This window comes from Flavobacterium flavipallidum (assembly GCF_038289905.1).
In the GTDB taxonomy this organism is placed as follows: Bacteria; Bacteroidota; Bacteroidia; order Flavobacteriales; family Flavobacteriaceae; genus Flavobacterium; species Flavobacterium flavipallidum.
This window is the reverse complement of the sequence record NZ_JBBYHU010000020.1, coordinates 24,076-45,441: the sequence shown is the minus strand read 5'-3', so window position 1 is coordinate 45,441 and position 21,366 is coordinate 24,076. Positions and strand designations below refer to the sequence as shown.

Genomic DNA, 21,366 nt, shown 5'->3' with positions numbered 1-21,366 from the left:
ATTTAAGCAGCTATTTGATTTTTATAATATTTAGAAAATGAAAATAAACATCATCAATAAATCGCAACATGCTTTACCTAACTATGAAACCATAGCTTCGGCAGGAATGGATTTGCGAGCAAATTTAACCGAATCGATTGTATTACAACCTTTAGAAAGAACTATCGTTAAGACAGGTCTTTTTATCGAATTGCCGATAGGGTTTGAAGCACAGGTAAGACCCAGAAGCGGACTGGCTGCCAAACACGGAATTACCGTATTGAACAGCCCTGGAACCGTCGATGCCGATTATCGCGGAGAAATAGGAGTAATATTAGTGAATTTATCTAATCAGGCATTTGAAATTCAAAACGGAGAGAGAATTGCCCAGTTAATTATTGCTAAGCACGAACGTGCCGAATGGATTGAAGTGGAAGAATTAACTGAAACATCAAGAGGAGCAGGCGGTTTTGGCAGTACAGGAGTAAAATAATTCCTGTGAAAACAGGAATCTTATGTTCAATTTAGGAAGCAAAATAATTCCTGCGAAAGCAGGAATCTTGTGTTCAATATAGGAAGCAAAACAATTCCTGTGAAAACAGGAATCTTATGTTCAATTTAGGAAGCAAAATAATTCCTGCGAAAGCAGGAATCTTGTGTTCAATATAGGAAGCAATAAAACTTTTTTCGAAGCAGGAAATTTTAAAATAAATTAAATTATTAAAATGAAGTTATGGTTTGTTTATATGATGTCAAATAAACATAAAGGAGTAATTTACATTGGAGTAACAGATAATTTAATAGAACGGGTTAAAGAACATAAACTAAAAGTTTATTCAAATTCTTTTACGGCAAAATATAATTGTGATAAGTTAATTTATTTTGAAGAATGGGAAAATGGTTTTGATGCTACAAAAAGAGAAAAACAATTAAAAAAATGGAAAAGAGATTGGAAGGTAAATTTAATAGAAGATATGAATCCAACATGGATGGATATAAGCTTAAATTGGAATTTCAATTTTAATAAAATAAGAGAATAAAGTTTAATTTAAAAGATACCCGCATACGCGGGCATGAAATATGAAAATAATCGTTCCAATGGCAGGACGTGGTTCGCGTCTTCGCCCACATACCTTAACCATTCCTAAACCTTTAATTCCGGTTGCAGGAAAACCAATCGTTCACCGATTAGTAGAAGACATTGCCGGAGTTCTAAATCAGGAAATAGAAGAAGTCGCTTTTATTATCCATGAAAGTTTTGGTGAAAAAGTAGAGCAGGATTTAATTGCTATTGCCGAAAAACTTGGAGCAAGAGGAACAATTTATTACCAAAATGAAGCTTTAGGAACAGGTCATGCTATTATGTGTGCCAAAGATTCGCTTTCAGGTCCTGCAGTAATTGCCTATGCTGATACTTTAATCAGAGCCGATTTTGAATTGGATCCAACAGCTGATTCGGTAATTTGGGTAAAACAAATTGAAAATCCGGAAGCTTTTGGTGTGGTAAAATTAAATGAGAAAAATGAAATCATCGAATTGGTAGAAAAACCAAAAGAATTCGTTAGTGATTTGGCTGTAATCGGAATTTACTATTTCAAAGATATCGCTGTATTAAAACAGGAATTGCAAAATGTTTTAGATAATAACATCCAAAATGGTGGTGAATACCAAATTAACGATGGTATCAAAAACATGATGGCTAACGGAAAAATCTTTAAAACAGGTGAAGTAACTGCCTGGATGGATTGCGGGAACAAAAATGTAACGGTGGAAACCAATTCGCGAATGCTTGCTTTCCTTGCCGAGGACAAAGAAAGTTTAGTTTCTCCAAAAGTAAAATTGGAGAATTCCACGATTATTGAGCCTTGTTTTATAGGTGATGATGTGGTCTTAATTAATGCAACTGTTGGTCCAAATGTTTCTTTAGGAAATGGCTGCCACGTAATTGACAGTAGTATTAAAAACAGTTTGGTTCAAACGCATGCACATATAAAAAACGCTAATCTGGATAATGCCATGATTGGAAATCACGCCAGTTTTGATGGTAATTTTACAAGTATTAGCATAGGTGATTATTCTGTTTTAGAATAATTTAGAATAAAATAAAACATTCACCGTTAAGAAATGAAGTTGCTTAAGTATAAAGGATCTTACTTTCTTAATGGTGATTTTCGGTTTTTTAATATTTGGTAGTCAAAGATGAAAAAGTTTGTTTTTTTTAAGATAATAGTTGTTTTGCTATGCAATACGGCTTTGTCATGGGGACAAACGGAACCAGAAACTATTAAACTACCGGAGAATAAATTTCAGGATTATTTTTACGAAGCTTTAAAGCAAAAGGCAATTGAAAACTACGATAAGGCAATTGTTGCTTTAGAAAGTTGTTTGAAGATTGATAATAATAATCCAACAGTTTACCATGAAATAGGAAGAAATTATCTGGCTCAAAAAGACTATAAAAACGCCTATACTTCATTTGAAAAAGCCAATAGTTTAGATCCTAAGAATAAATGGTTTTTGATAGGAATGTATGATGTGGATTATGCGACCAAAGATTATACGGATGCTGTTAAAATCATTAATAAACTCATTCCTTTAGATTCAAAATTTAAAGAAGATTTAACTTCACTCTACATGAATACAGGTGAATTTGATAAAGCTTTGGCACTTATCAATGAGTTGAATGAAACGGTTGGGAAATCAGAAAGGAGAGAAAATTACAAACTCCAAATTTTATCTCAAGGAAAATTTCAAGATGCCGAAATAACAAATCTCGTTGATCAAATTAATAAAAACCCAAAAGTCGAAGAAAATTATATTTCGCTGATTTATTTGTATTCCAAAAAGGACGATTTAGAAAAAGTACTGGAAACCGCTCGAAAATTGGAAAGAGAAATTCCCAATTCCGAATGGGCTCAGGTGAGTTTGTTTAAAAATTATCTTGTGGCTAATGAAAGTGAAAAAGCAATCAAAGCGATGAATATTGTTTTGGGAAGCACTAAAATTGACAGCAAAATAAAGCATCGAATTTTTAATGAGTTTCTCATTTATGTAAATACTCATCCGGAATTTACTGCCGATTTAGACAAAGCCATTTCGTATTTTGATACTGATCCTAATGTTAATGTTGCGAAAGAAATTGGTAAATTTTACCATAATAAAAAGCAGTGGAAAGCAGCCGAAAAATATTATGAGTTAGGACTTAAAAAAAGCACTAATCCAGATGTAGAATCGACTTTGCTTTTGATGGATGTCTATAAGCAATCTTCTGAATTTGATAAAATGGCTAAAATGGCTAGTGATATGTCCGAGTTATTTCCGGCACAACCACAATTTTACTTTTACGCAGGATTAGCTTACAATCAGTTGAAACAGTTCAAAAAAGCTAAGGATACTTTAGAAATAGGCATGGATTATGTAGTAGAGGATGTAACATTAGAAATCAATTATAATATTCAATTAGGAGAAGCTTATAACGGATTAGGAGATATGAATAAAAAGGTATTTTACTTTTCTAAAGCCGATCAATTATTAAAAAAACAAAAATAAAATGAAGAAATTCTTAGTACTCTTAGTAGTCATTTTTATGGTTTCCTGTAAGCCTAAAGCCATAGTTACTTCGGCAACCGTTACAGAACCAGTTGATTATATGAAAGCAAGTAAAATAATTGACAATCATTACAGCAATAAAAACGACTTTTCTACATTATACATTAAAGCCAATGCGCGTTATGCCGATGACAAACAAGCACAAAATGTAGCCGCCGAAATCAGAATTAAGAAAGACCAACAAATTTTAGTGAGTCTTCGTTTTCTGGGTATTACAATGGCAAAAGCTTCTATCACGCCTACATCGGTAAGTTATTACGAAAAAGTAAAAGGAACTTATTTTGAAGGCGATTTTAGTGCTTTGAGTCAGTGGTTAGGAACTGATTTGGATTACAGTAAAATTCAAAATATGTTAGTGGGCGAAGCTTTGGACGATTTGAACAAAGGAAAATATACCGAAATTTTGATGGACAATCTTTATCGTTTGGACGATGCTAAAAATGGAAACACAAAAAAAAGTTTTTATTTTAATTCCAATGATTTTAGCGTAAATAAACAGGAAGTTACTCAGGAGGCCGAAAATAGAAACATTCAAATTTCCTATCCGGAACGAGTGGCTCATAAAGAAGCTAATTTGCCGGCAACTATTGAAATTAAAACTTCACAGCCAAAAGGAAAATCGGAAATTAACTTAAATTATAACTCTGTTTCATTTAATGAAGAACTTTCTTTCCCATATAGTGTTCCTGATGGTTACAAAAGAATATTAATTAAGTAAATTTGCAACAAAGAAAATTTTTAAGATGCCAAAATATTTCCTTAGTCTGTTATTTGTTTGCTTGACTTCAGTAATGTGGAGTCAGTCGCAACAAGAAAAATTAGAACAACGCAAAGCGCAAATTCAAAGAGAAATCAGAGAAAATGAGAAGATGTTGCAAAACGTCAAATCAAAGGAAAAATCGGCTATGAATGTTTTTTTGATTCAAAAAAATAAAATCAAGCTGAAAGAAACCCTGATTAATACTACCGAAAAGCAAAAGCGTCTTTTGGCAGATGATATGTATCGTAATCAACTTCAAATCAATAAGCTCAACAGAGAATTGAATGTACTTAAAGAAGATTATGCTAAGAAGATTTTGAATTCATACAAAAGCCGTTCAGAGCAAAGCAGAGCGATGTTTATTCTTTCCTCAGAGAATTTTTTGCAGGCTTATAAAAGAGTTCAATATTTAAAGCAATATACTAGTTTTAGAAAATCGCAGGGTGAGGAGATTTATGCTAAATCAACAGAACTGATTAAGTATAACGAAAAATTAAAAGTTCAAAAAATAGAAAAGCAAAAGTTAATTGCCGAGAACGAAAAAGAAAGACAGTCGCTTTTGAAAGAAAAACAAGAGCAGGAAAAATTGGTTAATCAGATTAAAAAAGATAAAAACCGAATTGTTTCTGAAATTCGAAAAAAACAGCGCGAATCTAAAATTATTGATGCTCAAATTAACCGTTTGATTCGTGAAGCCATTGCAGAAGCCAATAGAAAAGCAGCTGCTGAACGCGCTAAAGCTGCAGCCTTAGCCGCTGCCGAAAAATCAAAAGCTTCAGCAACCAAAAAAGGTTCGTCTAAAGAAAAAACATCCGCAACAGAAGAGAAGGAAGTTAGAGAAACGGTTTCAAGAGGTCCGGTTTCTTCTTCAAGAATTGAAATGACTCCGGATGATAAATTAGTTGCCGATAGCTTTAGAGCCAATAGAGGGAAATTGCCTTGGCCGGTAGAAAAAGGATTTATTTCTTTAGGATATGGAGATCAACCGCATCCGGTGTATAACACTTTGGTGGTTCATAATAGTGGAGTTGAAATCACCACTAATGAAGGTGCTCATGCCAGAGCTGTTTTTGGTGGAGAAGTGGCGAGTGTGATGGTTTTATCACCTGTAAACAAGGCAGTAATGATTCAGCATGGTGATTATTTTACCATTTATCAAAACTTAAGTACTGTTAATGTAACTAAAGGGGACAAAGTAGGTATTAAACAAAATCTGGGCAGAATTAGAACCAGTGGTGATACCGGTAAAACAGTAATTAAGTTTTTATTGTTGCAAAATACCACGTATATGAACCCTCAGGGTTGGTTAGCTAACTAATTCAGGTTGACATAAAAGATAAAAAGCGAATCAAATTTTCTGATTCGTTTTTTTTATGTTTTGAAATTTTTCGAAAAAATTATTGCTGTTGTTGTTCGGTGTGATTTGACTGTAATTCAAATACAACAGAATTTTTTTGTAATGCAACATCGTTGATTTCTTGAATATGTCTTCCGTCTTCATAACCAATTTGAACACTCACGGAAAGAGTTTGTTGTGCCAATCCTTTAAAGCTCCCTTTGGCAGGTGAACAATCCTTAAAATTCATTCCCACCGATAATTTGACATGATTGTCCATTGTCCAGATATTATTGGTAGGATCAATGCCTAGCCAACCTTGTTTTGGGGTGTAGATCTCCACCCATGCATGGGTAGCACCTTCTCCTCTCATGCCACTTTCGTTGGGACAAATATAACCACTTACGTATCTTGATGGGATACCGGCAGTTCGTAGAAGTTGTAAAAGCACATGTGCAAAATCCTGACAAACTCCTTTTTTATGACCTAAAATTTCGTCAACAGTAGTTTCGACATTGGTAATTCCTTTGGTATACTCAAAGTTGTTGAAAACATATTGATTGCAGGCATAGGCGATGTCTATTATGGATTTTTCTTCAAAATGAATTTCTTTTAAAATCGCCTCTATTTCGGCTTGTTTTTTTATTTTTTCCGGATAGCTAAGACGTAAAAGATAAATATCATTATGTAAGTCGATTGCTGAAACTTTTGTATCGTCAATTTCAGGAATTTTAAGTGAATGATTAATACGAACCAGCATTTTTGACTGAATAATCATTTCATCATGAGCTTCCAATATATTGAAATGTCCCACTTTGTTGCCATGATAATCGTTAGAATATGTTACTTCAGGATAATGAGAAATCATTAAATCATAATGAAGAACATCTTGATTTTCAAAATTGTGGGGAAACAATCGAATCTCATTGCTGCTTTCTTTAACTGCAAAGTTATATTGGTATTTTGTAATATGCAGGATATTGAAAACAGCCATTTTTTTAGGTATAGGAGAAAAATAATTTTGAAAAATCCATTGAGAATTCGATTAATTTATCATTTGTATTTTGAAGTATTTGCTGTAATTGTTGATTGCTTAAGTTTTGATGATCTGTATATTCAATTGAGCTTTTCAAACGACCAAATTGATTGCGCATGGTAAGGGCTTCAGCCGAATTATTATTTTTAAATACACAGTCTAAATAGGTATTGATTAGACCTAAGGTAAATATGATTGAATGTGCAAAATCAGGATTAAAAATGACATGTTGGATTACCTTACGATTGTGAGGAATATTGCTGTAACTTTTAAGATATAATTCATAACCGGATAAGGATAGTAATAATTTTCTCCAGTATAATAAGTCATTTTTTCCGTTCAAATCGTATTCGATAGGAGCATAATAGGTTTGTGTCATCGAAATAGTTTGTAAACATCTCTCGATGTGTTTACCTATACTTGAAAAACACCAGGCTTGACCTCTTGGCATAGTTACATGAAAAATTCCATTATAAAGCAAACAGTCATTATTAAGTTTTCCTAAAATAGTAAGTGCTTCAGGAGTTTCGAGTCGGCTAGGTAGGTCAGGTTCGTTAATAAAATGGTACATAGAATTAATATGCTGCCAAAGTTCTTTGGTAATTTTATCCTGTGCTCCTCTTGCATTTTCTCTGGCTTTTGTAATGAGATTACGAACAGAGTTTTGATTATCACGATCACATAAAATGTGTTTTAATACAAAGTTAGTGTCATGTTGGTGTTCTATGATTTGCTCATAGGATAAATTAGTATAGTAACCTAATAAAGGTTTGTATCCCATAAAATCATCGGTTTCCTGATCAAAAGATAAAAGATAGAGGGTATGCAAGGTAAGTAGCATTCCTTCTGTTCTTTCCATATATCGGTTAAGCCAAAACATCCCATCTGCTACACGACTGAGCATATTTACTTCCATAATAATTTTTGTATAAGTTTAAAAAACAAAATAGATTGTTGTTATTTCATAATCCAGGTATCCTTACTACCTCCACCCTGCGAAGAGTTTACCACTAGTGAGCCTTCAGTGAGTGCTACACGGGTTAGTCCGCCCGGAACAATTTCTACACCATTAGGACCACACAAAGCATAAGGTCTTAAATCTACATGGCGTAATTTTAATTCGCCATCTATAAAACAAGGCACGGTACTTAATTGAATAATGGGTTGGGCAATAAAATTTCTTGGATTTTTTAAAATTGCTATTTTGGCATTTTCTAATTCTTCGTCGGTCGCTTTGTTACCCATAATCATTCCGTAGCCACCACTCTGATTGGTTTCTTTGATGACCATATTTCCTATATCGGCAAAAACTAATTCACGTTCTTCAGGATTTTCCATTTGGTAAGTTGGTACATTTTTCAGGATAGGCTCTTCGTTGAGATAGTATTTTATCATTTGTGGCACATAAGCATAGATTGCTTTATCATCGGCAACACCATTACCTACTGCGTTTACCAGCGCTACATTGCCCATTTTATAGGCACTTATCAATCCGGGTACACCTAAGGCACTATCTGGGCGGAATACTAGCGGATCTAAGAAATCATCGTCTATACGACGGTATATTACATCCACTTGTTGTAATCCTGAAGTTGTTTTCATGTATACTTTGTGATTATTTACCACTAAGTCACGTCCTTCAACAAGCGGAATTCCCATTTGCCTTGCTAAAAAAGTATGTTCATAATAAGCCGAATTGTATACACCCGGAGTTAATAAAACTACATTAGGTTTTGAGACCGCTCTTGGCGAAAGCGAAACTAAAATATTTTGTAAAATCATCGGATAGTTTACGACCATACTAACATTATTGCTTCTAAACATTTCCGGAAAAATACGCTTCGTAATTTCTCTGTTTTCCAGCATATAACTCACTCCGCTGGGACACCTTAAATTGTCTTCCAATACATAAAATTCTCCTTTTTCGCCTCTTATCAGGTCGATTCCGGCAATATGAACATGAATATCATGCGGCACTTTTATACCGTGAACTTCCGGTAAATAATGCGGACAAGATGCAATTAATGATGCAGGGATGATTCCTTCTTTTACAATTAGTTGTTCATTGTAAATGTCTTCAAGAAATAAGTTTAATGCTTTTAAACGCTGAGCAATTCCGGTTTCAACTTCGAGCCATTCGTTTTTAGTGATGATTCTGGGAATAATATCAAAAGGGAAAATGCGTTCTATTCCTTGATTATCATCGCTGTAAACCGTAAATGTAATCCCTTGATTCATGAAAATATCCGAAGCCTGCTTTTGCTTAATATTTAATTTGTCAATATTCAAACTTTCTAATGTTTGCATGACTTGTTTGTAAGCCTCTCTTACTCCATCTTTGGAAAACATTTCATCCCATCCTTTTGGGTTTAATTTAGGTGCTAAATTTATCATGTGCAATTATTGAAAAATTAACAAAAACCATATTTGGTTAAAAATAAAACAGTGTTTAGGCTAATTTAATAAAATTTACAGTATGATATTTTGTTTTGAATAATAATAATATAATTAATGTAATATTCGTTTTTTGCTGTACTGTTTTTTAAGAAATAGTGTTTTTAAAATTCATTTTTTTTAAAATTTCTCAACAGTAAAATCAATAGTGAGGCTGTAGAGTATAGGAACACAGATGAGAGGAATTAAACTGATTTTCACAGATTTTGAGAAATGGTTTTGAATTGGTATATAAGAGTCACTATTTCCAAATTATTCAGCTTACAGATAGATTATTATTTATGCCACAGATAACATGGATTACACAGATTCTCTTCTGTTATTTAAAAAAATCTGTGTAATCCATGAAATCTGTGTTTTGTGTTTTTAAAATCTAAAAATGTTATTTCGCATTTTTGAAAGTAGCATCCATAGCTTCCATCATGCGTGGTGTAGACCATGTTCCAGATACAATCATGCGTCTGATGGTGAAAAGTGGTTCGATGGAATCTCTTTTGGTCGAAAGGATAAAAGCCATTTTATAACCACTTTTTTTAATTTCAGGAATGGCTTCCTTATTCCATAATCCAAAAGGATAAGCAAAGTAATTAATGGGTTTTCCAATAATTTCTTCCAATTTGGCTTTTGGTTTAACCAATTGGGTGTTCCAATCCTCTCCTGCATATTTGGTAACCATATGATGGTCCCAGGTGTGGGCCGCAATGCTATGTCCGGAATCAGAGAGTGCTTTAATATCTTCTTTGCTTAAATAATTCGGGCGATTGATGGAAACAGTCATCACAAAGAAAACGCCTTTGAAATTGTTTTTTTTCATTTCGGCTGCGCCAATGCTGTACTGTTCGCCTCTGGTGTCATCAAAAGTAATCATGACCGGTTTTTCCGGTAAAGCTTTGTTGTATACCAAATAGTCATACAATTGGTCCGGTAAAATACTATGATAACCCGCATCGGATAAGGCTTTCATTTGTTCTGCAAAAAGAGCAGGTTTTACCGTATAAGTTTTGGTCATTTCACCTGCCGATGCTGCAAAATCTTTGATATTATGATAGCACAAAATAGGCACTTCTTTTCTAGCCAAAATAGCAGTAGCATCGTTAGCAATTAATTGGGTTTGCTCTTTTGGAGCAGTTATTATTTTTTTAGCAGTTGTGTCAACTTTTTTTTCAGTTGTAGTGCTCTTTTTTTCCTGGCAGGAGAAGGCTAAAAATAGCCCAAAAGTTCCTAGAAATAGCCATTTTTTCATTCTGTAAATTCGTTACAATTATTGGTATTGAATGTAAATTGGTTTTGGAGTAAACTGCAGTAATTGTTCCGGAGTGTACATTTTCCAGTCGTTCCAGTTGTCGTTTTTGTAAAACAATTTAAAACCCGTAAACTGAACCGGTTCTCTAAAAATATATCTCAAATAAGTAGAACGTTTTAAAACCTGACTACCAAAACCGTCCATGTCCATCACAATCTGAACTTCGGGAACTTTTTTAATGGCTTTATAATTTGTCACCATACCTTGAGTAAAACGGTGTATAACCAAAACTTTTGGCGCTAGTTTCTTTTCACGCACAATTTTTGCCAAAATATCAATGGCATCATTGATATCATCGGCTGAGAAAGTCCCAATTTTTTTACCGGGAACATGTCCTTCTTTCATTGAAAATTCAGGATCAATTCCTAAATGAACATTGGGTAGTGCAAGGTAATCGACCAGTTGGCTTACTTCTTCTTTCACCGTGCTGTGTCCCACCTGAATATCTAAGAAAACCAGTGCATTAATAGGTTTTGCCCAATTTAAAAGGGTATCGATTTGTTTAAAAGGCATTCGCATATTGTAACGATTAGCCGCACCCGGAGCGCCCTGAGCAGAAACGGCAATATAATGCAAGGCAGGAATGGTATTGACAGTAGAATCGGCGGCCTTCCATTTGGCCACTTCTCCTTGTAGTTTTTCAATCATTTCGGCCTTTGGGTATTCGCCTAAAACGCCCATTCGTTTAGAATATAAATTTCCGTAAAAAGCAATGATTCGGTTATATGGTAATAGCGCGCCCGGCAAAGGATAAGGCGTTTTAACCGGCCATCTTCCGGTAGTGTCTTTGTTACTTAGGGCAATCATTCTTCGGTTATAGTCGGCGGTGTCAATGGCGGTGATAGCTTTCTTTTTTACCTGAGTCACTTTTGTCGCTACGCTGTCTTTGGCAATAGTTTTTTCGGTATTGAATTCGTTTTGTTTACAATTGGAAAAAAACAAAAATAAAAAAGGGCTGAGTAGGCTTGCCAGAGTATATTTTTTCATAAAACAGGGCATTTGGGTTTTATACAAATGTAACTTTTTATGGAACCACTTTGTTATATAATTTTCATTCAATGTGTAAAAAAAACAAGATTTTTTTGTGTTTTTAGATTCTTTTGGATGGCTGTTTTTTTTGTTTGAAAACCAATTGTTTGCTATCTTTAATTCAAAATAAGATACTATGAGGAAAATTACTTTGTTCGTTATAGTTGTTTTAATTCGCTTTTCATCTCCTTCATTCGCTTTTTATACAAAAGAGTATGTGGCTTTTGCATTGACTTCTAAGCCATCTGAGGGTTCTGCTTCGGGAATTGTTGTTAACCATTGGCTCATTACTTCTTTTTTTAAAAAGTATGCTAATTTACAACCCTATCAGTCTAAGGTTGCTTCCTTGTATTCGAACCGAAAATTCAATTCCATTTGGTTCAATGCAGATTGCGAATTGCTTCCGCTTGCCCGGCTGTTATATTCTAAAGCCAATTCGTTAGAAGAGGAAGCCGTTGAAGGCTGTATCGACTATCGAGAAATCATAGAGGGAATTTTTGATTCGAATACCGCTTTGCATCCGCTGTCTTATAATGAAACAGAAATCATGTTATCTGTGCTTTATGTGTATTATGTACAAATGGTATATGATGATTTTAATAGGATTCAGTTGCAAAAAACAGGGTGGTTTTTACAAGGAAAAGATTTGAATTATAATGAATTTCTGGATGCGTTATTAGAGAATCCCAAGTTGTTAGATCGTGCAGAAAAATACCAATTCAGTCAATATTACAAATTGCGTTCGGCTTTAAACAAATACCGCGAGATTGAAAAAAAAGGAGAATGGAAGACGATTGAATACGATTCGACCATTCAGAATTATAAACCCTATGACAGTTGCCGAACGATAAGTCAAATCAGGAACCGATTGTATATCATTGGCGATTTAGAAAATGATTCCCAAAGTCAATTGTATGATCATGAATTAATGAATGCCGTATTGCGGTATAAAAAAAGAATGGGTTATTATCCCAATTATTTTATAAGTCCGCAACATATTAAGCAATTGAATTTGCCAGTTCAGCATTACATTAAAAAAATAGTACTAAATATGGAACGCTGCCGATGGATTGATCCGGAACTGGATAAGGCCGATGAATATCTTATGGTTAATATTCCTGCATTTAAACTGAATTATTTTAAAAATGGGCAGCGGGTTTTGGAATCTAATGTTGTGGTGGGTCAGGATTTAATGCAAACCGTAATTTTTAGTGCCTGTGTCAGTACAATTGTTTTTAGTCCGTATTGGTATGTACCCCAAAGTATAATTGATTCAGAAATAGTAAGCGGAATGAGTAGGGATAAAAATTACCTCGAATCCCGGGATATGGAATGGAATAATGGCGATGTGCGACAAAGACCCGGACCACAAAATTCCATGGGATTAGTGAAATTTCTTTTTCCAAACAGCAATGATATTTACCTGCACGATACGCCGTCTAAAGCCTTGTTTGATTTGGATTATCGGGCGTACAGTCATGGATGTATCAATTTGCAAAAATCCCGTGAATTAGCGCATCTTATTTTGAAAGACGACCCCGACTGGCCAGCTGATTGTATTGACTGGGCCATGAATAGAAAAGAGGAATCGATTGGTGTGTTAAAAAACGAAATTCCTATCCATTTAGCCTATTTTACCGCTTGGGTGGATGAATATGATGTGCTGCATTTTTATGATGACCTTTATGGCAGAGACGCTCAATTAGATGCTTTGTTGTATCAGGATTAAACCATTGAAATTTTAGAAAATAAACCATTAAGGAGTTAAGGGATTTAAGCGCAATACTTAATGAATCTTAATTTCTTAATGGTTTAAAATGAATTAACTTTAATTTTTGACTGTTGAGATTTTTCAAAAAGATAAACCATTAAGGAGTTAAGGGATTTAAGCGCAATACTTAATGAATCTTAATTTCTTAATGGTTTAAAATAGTAATGCTTTTTTTGTTTCTTTTTTGCTTGATCAAAAAAGAAAATTAAGGTTTCAACAAAGCTACTTCCTTAGCTGTAACCATTTTTTTCGTTTTATTCGTCCAGGAATTCATTACATAATTCATCACATCGGCAACTTCTTCATCGCTTAAACCCGCGGGAGGCATAATGCCGTTGTATTTTTTTGCGTTGACGATAATTTCACCTTTCTGACCGTATTTGACTGCATGAATGCTTTGTGTTCTTTTGTTTTTCAACCAGTCGGAACCATCCAGAGGTGGAAAAGTCGTTCCGTTACCTTTTCCTGTTGCCATATGGCATTGGATACAAAAATCAGTATAAACCTCTTTACCACGGGCGATGCTTTTTTGTAAAGGTGTTTGTTGTTGTGTGATAGCGAAATACTCATTTTCTGAGCTGCTAAAAGTGGTTGGATTTGAAAAACACAAACCACCCAGAAGTAATAAGCTTACGCCAATATTTATTTTAGTAAATAGCATGTTAATCTAATTAGGTTTAATTTGTTGAAGCACTGCTTCAGTTTTTTTACCGCAGATTCGCAAATTATTATAAAAAATCTGCGAATCTGCGGTAACTTTTTAAATAGCTCGTAAAATCTGATTTACTGTAATTTAGTTGGGTATAATTTTTACAATTCCTTTTCCTTCTACGCCCATGTAGATGTAGCCATCAGGACCTTGTGTTACATTGCGCAAACGACCAACATTTGTCGCGATTTTTTGTCGGCCAATGACTTTGTTCCCTTCTAATTTTACCAATTCCAGATATTGGAATTTTAGCGATCCTACCAATAAATGTCCTTTCCATTCCGGGTATTTGTTGCTGGTTACGAAAGCCATGCCACTAGGAGCAATAGAAGGTGCCCAGTAATAAAGAGGATCTTCGATGCCTTCTTTTTGTTGGATGTTGCTGATAACGCTGTTGTCATAATCGATACCGTAAGTCACCACCGGCCAGCCGTAATTAGCTGCTTTTTTGATGATGTTGATTTCGTCACCACCTTGTGGACCGTGTTCATTTTCCCAAATAGCGCCAGTCACGGGATTTTTAGCCAGTCCCTGCGGATTGCGGTGTCCGTAAGAATAAATCGCTTCTTTGGCATTAGCTTGTCCTACAAAGGGATTGTCTTTTGGGATACTGCCATCGTCATTAAGGCGGTAGATTTTTCCGTTGTCTCTTTTAATATCCTGCGGATTTACAAAATGATTACCACGTTCCCCTGCCGAGAAATACAGATAACCGGCGTTGTCAAACACAATTCTGGAACCAAAGTGTTGCCCTCTGGTAGTATTCGGACCGCATTTGTAAAGAGATTCTATTTGAACGAGGCTTTCATTTTCGAGTTTGGCTCTGATAAGTTTGGTGTTGCCGCCTTCGCCCTCGCCCTCGGTGGAAGCATAAGTAATGTAAATCCAGCCGTTTTGCGCATAATTAGGATGCAATACAATATCCATCAAACCACCCTGACCGCGATTATAGACCGCAGGAAGGTTTTTGACTTCGGTTTTTGTACCGTTTTTAAAATGATATAAAATCCCTGATTTCTCCGTAATTAACAGCGAACCATCCGGTAAAAAAGCCATTCCCCAGGGATTGTTAATACCATCGACAACAGTTTCTAAACTGTAGTTTTTCGCATCTTCCTGTAGCGGAATCGCATCGTTTGTTTTTAACTGCGCCTCACAGCTGAAAATGACAAAAGAAAAAAGAAATATCGCTAATGATCTCATGATTTGGGAATTAAAAAGTGGTTTTAAAGGTAATAAAAAGTTTGATACGGGGATTTGTTGTTTTAGGAGGTTTTTATAAATGGATATTTTCTTTCAAAAAGACAAAAAACCAGACTATACTCCGTTGTTTTAAAGTCTACATTTTGCAATTTTTGTTAACTATGGATATTAAACAAAAATTTGGCTTAAAAATAAAAGAGCTTAGAAAGTCTAAAGGACTTTCTCAAGAAAAACTTGCAAATCTTGCCGAGATTGATAGAACCTATTTACCGACAATTGAGAAAGGCGAAAGAAATGTTTCAATTGAAGTTGTGGAGAGATTAGCAAAAGCACTAGGTGTTAAAATTAAAGACTTATTTGATGAATAGAGCTTACTACTCCAATTTCATTAATGATTTTGTTGATGAGAATACTGAATCTATTTTTGGGAAGATTTCTGGTAGATATGATTTGAATAAACTTGTTATTCAACAATCAAACGCTTGGAAAGAACAAATTTCTATTCTTAAGAGGAATATATCTTTATTTAAAGGGAAAATATATTTCGAATTTACTATTCCAAGAATGGGAAAAAAAGTTGATAATATATTAATTATTGACAACTGTATTTTTATTTTGGAATTTAAAATAGGTTCTAAAATCTATGAAAAATCTGCAGTAAATCAAGTGTTTGATTATGCTTTAGATTTAAATAATTTTCATGAAGGAAGCCATAATAAGATTATTATACCAATTCTAATAGCAGAAAAAGCAATTTCTCTCGAAAATGAATATATCAATAGCTTCGATAATTTATATGATACTATTTATGCTAATTCAGATAATTTATCAGATGTAATAAGTAATGCATTGTTATACTTTAAAAGTAGCGATGTGATTGATATTGCCCATTGGGAAAATTCGATTTACAAACCTACTCCAACTATAATAGAAGCAGCAACTGCATTATATAAAAAACATAATGTAGAAGAAATTTCTAGAAGTGATTCTGGAGCAGAGAATTTGTCTTTAACATCCGAATGTATTTCTCAAATTATTGATTTTTCAAAAGTAACAAATAGAAAATCAATTTGTTTTATAACAGGAGTGCCGGGAGCAGGCAAAACTTTGGCAGGATTGAATATTGCCAATTTGCGTTCTAATTATAGCGAGGAAGAACATGCTGTTTTTTTATCAGGAAATGGTCCTCTAGTTGATGTTTTGCGTGAAGCATTAACAAGAGATAAAGTAAAAACTGCAAAAGAAGAAAATTTCATAATAAGCAAATCGCTTGCTTCTTCTCAAGTAAAATCTTTTATACAAAACATTCATCATTTTAGAGATGCTTCTTTAAAAGATGAAAAAGCGCCAATTGAAAAAGTAACTATTTTCGATGAGGCTCAAAGAGCGTGGACAAAAGATAAAGCTACAGATTTTATGAAGCGAAATAAGGGAGTAAGAGACTTTGATAAATCCGAACCTGAATTTCTAATTGAAGTAATGGATAGGCATAAAGATTGGTGCACAATAGTTTGCTTAATTGGCGGTGGACAAGAAATAAATACTGGTGAAGCGGGATTAGAAGAATGGATTTGGCCTTTTGCAAGCAAATTTGAGGATTGGGACATTTATTATTCATCAAAAATTATTGAAGACAAAAATTACATTAAAGATCAAAATGCATTGACAATATTATCAAATAGAAAGGCTACTAAAAAAAATGAGCTGCATTTGTCTGTTTCATTAAGGTCATTTAGAAGTGCTCAGCTTTCAAATTTTATTCAAGAAGTTATCAATAATGATGTTGACAAAGCAAGAAAAATATATCTCGATTTTATTAAAAAAGATTATCCGATTAAAATAACGAGAGATCTGGATACAGCTCGAAAGTGGTTGAGGAAATCTGCAAAAGGATCCGAAAGAATTGGAGTTGTTGGATCTTCAGGAGGAATGCGTTTGAGACCTTTTGGATTAAATGTAAAAGCTAAAATTGATGCGCCAATTTGGTTTTTAAATGATGAAGATGATATTCGTTCCTCTTATTTTTTAGAAGAAGTTGCTACAGAGTTTGATATACAGGGACTTGAATTGGATTGGACTTGTGTTGCTTGGGATGGAGATTTATTTTATGATAACAATAAATGGAATTATAAAAAATTTAAAGGTACAAGGTGGCAAAATATAAGTGATCAAAGAATAGATTATTTGATCAATTCCTATCGAGTTTTGCTAACTAGAGCAAGACAAGGAATGGTTATTTATATTCCTTTTGGAAATAACGATGATGTGACAAGACAAACTGTTATGTATGATGGAACTTTTGAATTCTTTAAGTTATTAGGTATTCAAGAAATTTAAATATTTTAATTTATAAAAAACCAATTTCCCTAGCCCTGACCGCAGTGGAACTCCTGATGCAGGAGGCTTGTCATTTTTTCCTGAGCCAAAAGAGCGACTGTAGCGATACCGATTATGTATTCAATATAGTCCAAAAAATTGGACTATTTTCATACTATATCGGCATTATACCTTTACTTATTGGTGCATAAAATGAATAGAATTGGTATAAGCTCCTTTTTGGCGCTTAAAAAAATCCGGGACTACAAATAAGAGTGGAGGAGCGAAGGGCAGGACATGAGTAAAGCGAACTGCCGAAGTAAATGGCTTCTCATAAAAAAAAGTTCCCGATACAAATTTTCTGAAAAAGCTATTTGCATTTTCTGAAAATTCACTCGAACTGACAGCTGTTTCGTCACTTCGAGTGTTTTTGGCTTGAGGGAATTTGTTTTGAGGAGGAATTTGATAAGTCAAAAATGTCCCGATAGTTATCGGGACGAGAAGTTTTGTTAAGTAAGTGTTCCAGATACTTCATAAAGGTTTTTTGTTGTAAACCTTTGTTTAAATATAACTAACTGTTAATGTGTTTCTTTAGTTGTTTTTGACTTAAAGAAATTTGTTTTGAACAGGAATTTAGCAAGTCATAAGCGTATATCCAACACTTTATGATAATATCCTATAATATTCTGAAAAAATCTCATAGGAAATCGTTGTAGTTTTCGGGTAGATTTGTAAAATCATCAATAAGTTGTACGATATGCTTATAGTTGAGGAGAATTCAAATTAAAATCCCATCTTTAATAAATGAAAAATTTACCATTATTAGATATCGCTATTATTGCCATTTATTTGATTGCAATGGTGGGCGTGGGAATTTATTTCTCCAGAAAAAACGAAAGTTCAGAGCAGTACACTAAAGCCTCCGGTAAGATTCCGGGCTGGGCAATAGGATTGTCAATATATGCTACCTTTTTAAGTAGTAATACTTTTTTAGGTGTTCCCGGAAAGGCGTTTGGAGGGAATTGGAATGCTTTTGTGTTTAGCATTTCGATGCCATTTGCAGCCTGGGTGGCGGCTAAATATTTCGTGCCGTTTTACCGCAGCACGGGAGAGGTTTCGGCTTATACTAATTTAGAGAAACGTTTTGGTCCCTGGGCCAGAACCTATGCGGTGGTTTGTTTTTTATTGACGCAAATTACCAGAATGGGGTCGGTGTTTTTTGGAATTTCCCTTACACTGCAAGCCCTGACAGGTTTTAGTATGGAGACTATCATGCTGGTTACCGGTATCTGTATCGTGATTTATACGGTTTTAGGAGGTATTGAAGCGGTGATTTGGACCGAAGTGGTTCAGGCTGTTTTGAAAACAGGAGGAGCGCTGTTGATTTTGTATTTGATTGTTTCTAAAATGCCGGGAGGTGTTTCTAAGATAATTGAGATTGGCCAACAAAGTGATAAGTTTAGTCTGGGTAGTTTTTCGTTTGATTTTACGACTTCGACATTTTGGGTGGTGTTGCTGTATGGGTTTTTTATCAACCTGAATAATTTTGGGATGGACCAGAATTATGTACAGCGTTACCATGCTTCGTCTTCAGAAAAAGAAGCGGCCAAATCCATCTGGCTTTGTGTGTGGATGTTTGTTCCGGTTTCGTTGGTTTTCTTTGTGATAGGTGCTTGTTTGTTTGCTTACTATCAAACGACTCCTTCATTAATAGAGCCCATTAAACTACAGGCTGCTGCGGAACATCTTGGGGCAACAGCTTCTCAAACTGATATTGCCAATTATGCTAAAACCTTACAACCATCGGATTATGGCGATAAGGTGATGCCTAATTTCATGGTGAATATGATTCCTACCGGTTTATTAGGATTAATCGTTTCGGCGATACTTTCGGCGGCTATGAGTACGATTAGTTCAGGAATGAATGCTTCGGCAACAGTGTTTTCGGAAGATATTTACAAGCGTTATTCGAAGAAAAAAATCAGTGACAAACAAAATATGCGTTTGCTTTACATTGGAACCGTTTTGTTTGGATTGGGCGGAATGGCCTGTGGTATCGCGATGATTGGGGTGAAAAGTATTCTGGACATCTGGTGGCAATTGTCAGGGATTTTTGCAGGAGGAATGCTGGGGCTTTTCCTTTTGGGAATTATTAGCAAAAGATCAGGAAATACCGAGGCTATGGCTGCAACAGTTATAGGGCTTATGGTAATTCTGTGGTTGTCGCTTTCGAGTTTGATTCCGAATGAATATGACTTTTTAAGAAGTCCGCTTCATGCCAATATGGTGATCGTTATTGGAACATTGTCGATTTATTTGACTGGAGCAACTATAGCAAAATTTAGAAGCGTAAAAGCTTAATTCATTATAATAAAAAAGAGAAAATAGATTAACGATGAACAATTCAAAAAAAGGATTTATTCCGGTAATGTTAACGCCATTTCATAATGATGGAAGCATTGATTACAAAACACTGACTGCTTTAACTGAAATGTATTTAAAGTCCCGTGTTACTGGTTTATTTGCCAATTGTTTGTCGAGTGAAATGTTTGAATTATCAGAGGCAGAACGTCTTCAGGTAACAAAACACGTTGTGGATGTAGTGGCTGGTCAGGTGCCCATTGTAGCTACAGGAACTTTTGAAGGAACTATTCAGCAGCAGGCTGATTTTACCAATAAAATCTACGGAACAGGAATCGATGCTGTGATTTTAATTTCGGGTTTATTGGCAAAAGAAAATGATTCGGATGAAGTTTTTGTTAACAATGTTCATCAGTTATTGGATTTGACTCCGGGAGTTCCAACCGGTTTTTACGAATGTCCGGTGCCTTATAAAAGAGTATTGTCGGCTGCGCAATTAGAGGATTTTGTCAATACCGGAAGAGTTGTTTATCATAAAGATACCTGTCTAGATATCAATCAGATAAAAGCCAAATTGAGTGTGGTTAAAAATCCGGAATTCGGTTTGTATGATGCTTATATGGTGCATGCCATCGAGTCGTTAAAAGCAGGTTCGGCTGGATTGTCCTGTATTCAGGGGAATTTCTTTCCTGAACTGATTGTTTGGATTTGCGATAATTATAATGATGCCTCTAAGGCTGATGAATTAGCGGCAGTGCAACAATTTTTAATAGCTAATATGGGGGTTATGCACGAGGTGTATCCTATTGTGGCTAAGTATACGTTGCAACAAAGAGGTTTGTCTATTTCTAATTTCACCAGAAGGGCAGTAGGCGATTTTACTCCTGTTGTAAAAAATGCAGTGGATCAACTGCAAAAAGAGTACGATATTCTCCAGAATGAGTTATCATTCTAGTTTATATATTTTGGTTAGTGTTAGTGATTATTAAGTCGTCTGTTCGATTGTTTTTATGCAATGTCCTCTCCTCCCATTTTTTGGGCATTGCATAAGGATGTAAGAGCCTTTTTTTGACCATATTTAGGTTCTTTAAGCGATTTCCAATGGAAGTTCTTCGGACAGATGGGTTAATAATTGATTTTTAAATTGTTTTGCCACTTTGCCACTTTGCCACGAATGCACTAATTGTTTTTTAAAATCTTTGTAGTTAAAAATTTTAGCCACAGATTAACACAGATTAACACTGATTTTTTTGATTGTGGTAAAAAACACCGAAAATTCACAAATTAATTTTAAAATCTAGCTGTTAAAATATACTTATGTGTACAGTTATAATCCTTTTTAAAAGACAAAAAACTTATATAACTTAAATGTCTTAAATGGTGAAAAGAACGCCCACAGATTAAACGGATTTCTTCATAAATCTTTGCGAAAAACCTTTGCCTTCTTTGCGGTTAAATTTCTGCCACAGATTAACACAGATTAAACGGATTTTTTCATTG

18 protein-coding genes are annotated in these 21,366 nt (G+C 34.6%); 11 read left to right on the top strand and 7 right to left on the bottom strand.

Going from position 1 to position 21,366, the window contains the following annotated elements:
- Positions 1-37: 37 nt before the first annotated feature.
- The 6 genes from dut to AAEO59_RS10505 all read left to right on the top strand — a co-directional run bounded on the left by dut (position 38) and on the right by AAEO59_RS10505 (position 5,666).
- Complete coding sequence (gene dut, locus AAEO59_RS10530) at positions 38-472, top strand: dUTP diphosphatase (protein WP_341700702.1); 435 nt, start codon at positions 38-40, stop codon at positions 470-472.
- 232 nt (positions 473-704) lie between these two features.
- Positions 705-1,019, top strand: a complete 315-nt coding sequence (locus AAEO59_RS10525) for a GIY-YIG nuclease family protein (protein ID WP_341700701.1) — start codon at positions 705-707, stop codon at positions 1,017-1,019.
- A 40-nt stretch (positions 1,020-1,059) separates the two neighbouring features.
- Positions 1,060-2,070 carry a sugar phosphate nucleotidyltransferase gene (locus AAEO59_RS10520; RefSeq protein WP_341700700.1) on the top strand — a complete coding sequence of 337 codons (1,011 nt, stop codon included), beginning with the start codon at positions 1,060-1,062 and terminating at the stop codon, positions 2,068-2,070.
- Positions 2,071-2,178: 108 nt separating this feature from the next.
- On the top strand, positions 2,179-3,528 hold the full coding sequence (locus AAEO59_RS10515; RefSeq protein WP_341700699.1) for a tetratricopeptide repeat protein: 1,350 nt from the start codon (positions 2,179-2,181) through the stop codon (positions 3,526-3,528).
- 1 nt (position 3,529) lies between these two features.
- Positions 3,530-4,306 carry a DUF4292 domain-containing protein gene (locus AAEO59_RS10510; RefSeq protein ID WP_341700698.1) on the top strand — a complete coding sequence of 259 codons (777 nt, stop codon included), beginning with the start codon at positions 3,530-3,532 and terminating at the stop codon, positions 4,304-4,306.
- A gap of 25 nt (positions 4,307-4,331) precedes the next feature.
- Positions 4,332-5,666 carry a murein hydrolase activator EnvC family protein gene (locus tag AAEO59_RS10505; protein ID WP_341700697.1) on the top strand — a complete coding sequence of 445 codons (1,335 nt, stop codon included), beginning with the start codon at positions 4,332-4,334 and terminating at the stop codon, positions 5,664-5,666.
- A gap of 79 nt (positions 5,667-5,745) precedes the next feature.
- On the opposite strand, the gene AAEO59_RS10500 is transcribed toward AAEO59_RS10505, so the two are convergent.
- The 5 genes from AAEO59_RS10500 to AAEO59_RS10480 all read right to left on the bottom strand — a co-directional run bounded on the left by AAEO59_RS10500 (position 5,746) and on the right by AAEO59_RS10480 (position 11,464).
- On the bottom strand, positions 5,746-6,678 hold the full coding sequence (locus AAEO59_RS10500) for a transglutaminase family protein (RefSeq protein WP_341700696.1): 933 nt from the start codon (positions 6,676-6,678) through the stop codon (positions 5,746-5,748).
- A 4-nt stretch (positions 6,679-6,682) separates the two neighbouring features.
- Positions 6,683-7,636 carry an alpha-E domain-containing protein gene (locus AAEO59_RS10495; protein ID WP_341700695.1) on the bottom strand — a complete coding sequence of 318 codons (954 nt, stop codon included), beginning with the start codon at positions 7,634-7,636 and terminating at the stop codon, positions 6,683-6,685.
- A 41-nt stretch (positions 7,637-7,677) separates the two neighbouring features.
- Entirely contained in the window at positions 7,678-9,114 is a 1,437-nt protein-coding gene (locus AAEO59_RS10490; RefSeq protein WP_341700694.1) for a circularly permuted type 2 ATP-grasp protein, read from the bottom strand.
- A 442-nt stretch (positions 9,115-9,556) separates the two neighbouring features.
- Positions 9,557-10,417, bottom strand: a complete 861-nt coding sequence (locus AAEO59_RS10485; RefSeq protein WP_341700693.1) for a polysaccharide deacetylase family protein — start codon at positions 10,415-10,417, stop codon at positions 9,557-9,559.
- 18 nt (positions 10,418-10,435) lie between these two features.
- Complete coding sequence (locus tag AAEO59_RS10480; protein WP_341700692.1) at positions 10,436-11,464, bottom strand: hypothetical protein; 1,029 nt, start codon at positions 11,462-11,464, stop codon at positions 10,436-10,438.
- 178 nt (positions 11,465-11,642) lie between these two features.
- Between AAEO59_RS10480 and AAEO59_RS10475 the strand changes: the two genes are divergently transcribed.
- A complete protein-coding gene (locus tag AAEO59_RS10475) occupies positions 11,643-13,235 on the top strand; it encodes a L,D-transpeptidase family protein (RefSeq protein WP_341700691.1) in 1,593 nt (530 codons plus the stop codon).
- 247 nt (positions 13,236-13,482) lie between these two features.
- Here AAEO59_RS10475 and AAEO59_RS10470 read toward each other — a convergent pair whose 3' ends face one another.
- Positions 13,483-13,938, bottom strand: coding sequence for a c-type cytochrome (locus AAEO59_RS10470; protein ID WP_341700690.1), 456 nt, complete (start codon positions 13,936-13,938; stop codon positions 13,483-13,485).
- 132 nt (positions 13,939-14,070) lie between these two features.
- Complete coding sequence (locus AAEO59_RS10465) at positions 14,071-15,189, bottom strand: PQQ-dependent sugar dehydrogenase (RefSeq protein ID WP_341700689.1); 1,119 nt, start codon at positions 15,187-15,189, stop codon at positions 14,071-14,073.
- A gap of 161 nt (positions 15,190-15,350) precedes the next feature.
- Here AAEO59_RS10465 and AAEO59_RS10460 point away from each other — a divergent pair, with 161 nt between their 5' ends.
- The 4 genes from AAEO59_RS10460 to AAEO59_RS10445 all read left to right on the top strand — a co-directional run bounded on the left by AAEO59_RS10460 (position 15,351) and on the right by AAEO59_RS10445 (position 20,821).
- Complete coding sequence (locus AAEO59_RS10460) at positions 15,351-15,557, top strand: helix-turn-helix domain-containing protein (protein ID WP_341700688.1); 207 nt, start codon at positions 15,351-15,353, stop codon at positions 15,555-15,557.
- Positions 15,550-17,526: a DUF2075 domain-containing protein gene (locus AAEO59_RS10455; protein WP_341700687.1), complete on the top strand. Its 1,977-nt coding sequence runs from the start codon at positions 15,550-15,552 to the stop codon at positions 17,524-17,526. Before AAEO59_RS10460 ends, AAEO59_RS10455 begins: the two co-directional genes overlap by 8 nt.
- Before the next feature lie 783 nt (positions 17,527-18,309).
- On the top strand, positions 18,310-19,866 hold the full coding sequence (locus tag AAEO59_RS10450) for a sodium:solute symporter (RefSeq protein WP_341700686.1): 1,557 nt from the start codon (positions 18,310-18,312) through the stop codon (positions 19,864-19,866).
- A gap of 34 nt (positions 19,867-19,900) precedes the next feature.
- A complete protein-coding gene (locus AAEO59_RS10445) occupies positions 19,901-20,821 on the top strand; it encodes a dihydrodipicolinate synthase family protein (RefSeq protein ID WP_341700685.1) in 921 nt (306 codons plus the stop codon).
- The last annotated feature ends 545 nt before the right edge of the window (positions 20,822-21,366 follow it).

Bases quoted from the DNA above. Each gene is read 5' to 3' on its own strand.
- AAEO59_RS10525 (WP_341700701.1), top strand. From the start codon at position 705: ATGAAGTTATGGTTTGTTTATATGATGTCAAATAAACATAAAGGAGTA.
- AAEO59_RS10500 (WP_341700696.1), bottom strand. From the start codon at position 6,678: ATGGCTGTTTTCAATATCCTGCATATTACAAAATACCAATATAACTTT.
- AAEO59_RS10485 (WP_341700693.1), bottom strand. From the start codon at position 10,417: ATGAAAAAATGGCTATTTCTAGGAACTTTTGGGCTATTTTTAGCCTTC.
- AAEO59_RS10490 (WP_341700694.1), bottom strand. From the start codon at position 9,114: ATGATAAATTTAGCACCTAAATTAAACCCAAAAGGATGGGATGAAATG.
- AAEO59_RS10470 (WP_341700690.1), bottom strand. From the start codon at position 13,938: ATGCTATTTACTAAAATAAATATTGGCGTAAGCTTATTACTTCTGGGT.
- AAEO59_RS10460 (WP_341700688.1), top strand. From the start codon at position 15,351: ATGGATATTAAACAAAAATTTGGCTTAAAAATAAAAGAGCTTAGAAAG.
- AAEO59_RS10510 (WP_341700698.1), top strand. From the start codon at position 3,530: ATGAAGAAATTCTTAGTACTCTTAGTAGTCATTTTTATGGTTTCCTGT.
- AAEO59_RS10445 (WP_341700685.1), top strand. From the start codon at position 19,901: ATGAACAATTCAAAAAAAGGATTTATTCCGGTAATGTTAACGCCATTT.
- AAEO59_RS10450 (WP_341700686.1), top strand. From the start codon at position 18,310: ATGAAAAATTTACCATTATTAGATATCGCTATTATTGCCATTTATTTG.
- AAEO59_RS10495 (WP_341700695.1), bottom strand. From the start codon at position 7,636: ATGGAAGTAAATATGCTCAGTCGTGTAGCAGATGGGATGTTTTGGCTT.
- dut (WP_341700702.1), top strand. From the start codon at position 38: ATGAAAATAAACATCATCAATAAATCGCAACATGCTTTACCTAACTAT.
- AAEO59_RS10455 (WP_341700687.1), top strand. From the start codon at position 15,550: ATGAATAGAGCTTACTACTCCAATTTCATTAATGATTTTGTTGATGAG.
- AAEO59_RS10480 (WP_341700692.1), bottom strand. From the start codon at position 11,464: ATGAAAAAATATACTCTGGCAAGCCTACTCAGCCCTTTTTTATTTTTG.
- AAEO59_RS10505 (WP_341700697.1), top strand. From the start codon at position 4,332: ATGCCAAAATATTTCCTTAGTCTGTTATTTGTTTGCTTGACTTCAGTA.
- AAEO59_RS10520 (WP_341700700.1), top strand. From the start codon at position 1,060: ATGAAAATAATCGTTCCAATGGCAGGACGTGGTTCGCGTCTTCGCCCA.
- AAEO59_RS10515 (WP_341700699.1), top strand. From the start codon at position 2,179: ATGAAAAAGTTTGTTTTTTTTAAGATAATAGTTGTTTTGCTATGCAAT.
- AAEO59_RS10465 (WP_341700689.1), bottom strand. From the start codon at position 15,189: ATGAGATCATTAGCGATATTTCTTTTTTCTTTTGTCATTTTCAGCTGT.
- AAEO59_RS10475 (WP_341700691.1), top strand. From the start codon at position 11,643: ATGAGGAAAATTACTTTGTTCGTTATAGTTGTTTTAATTCGCTTTTCA.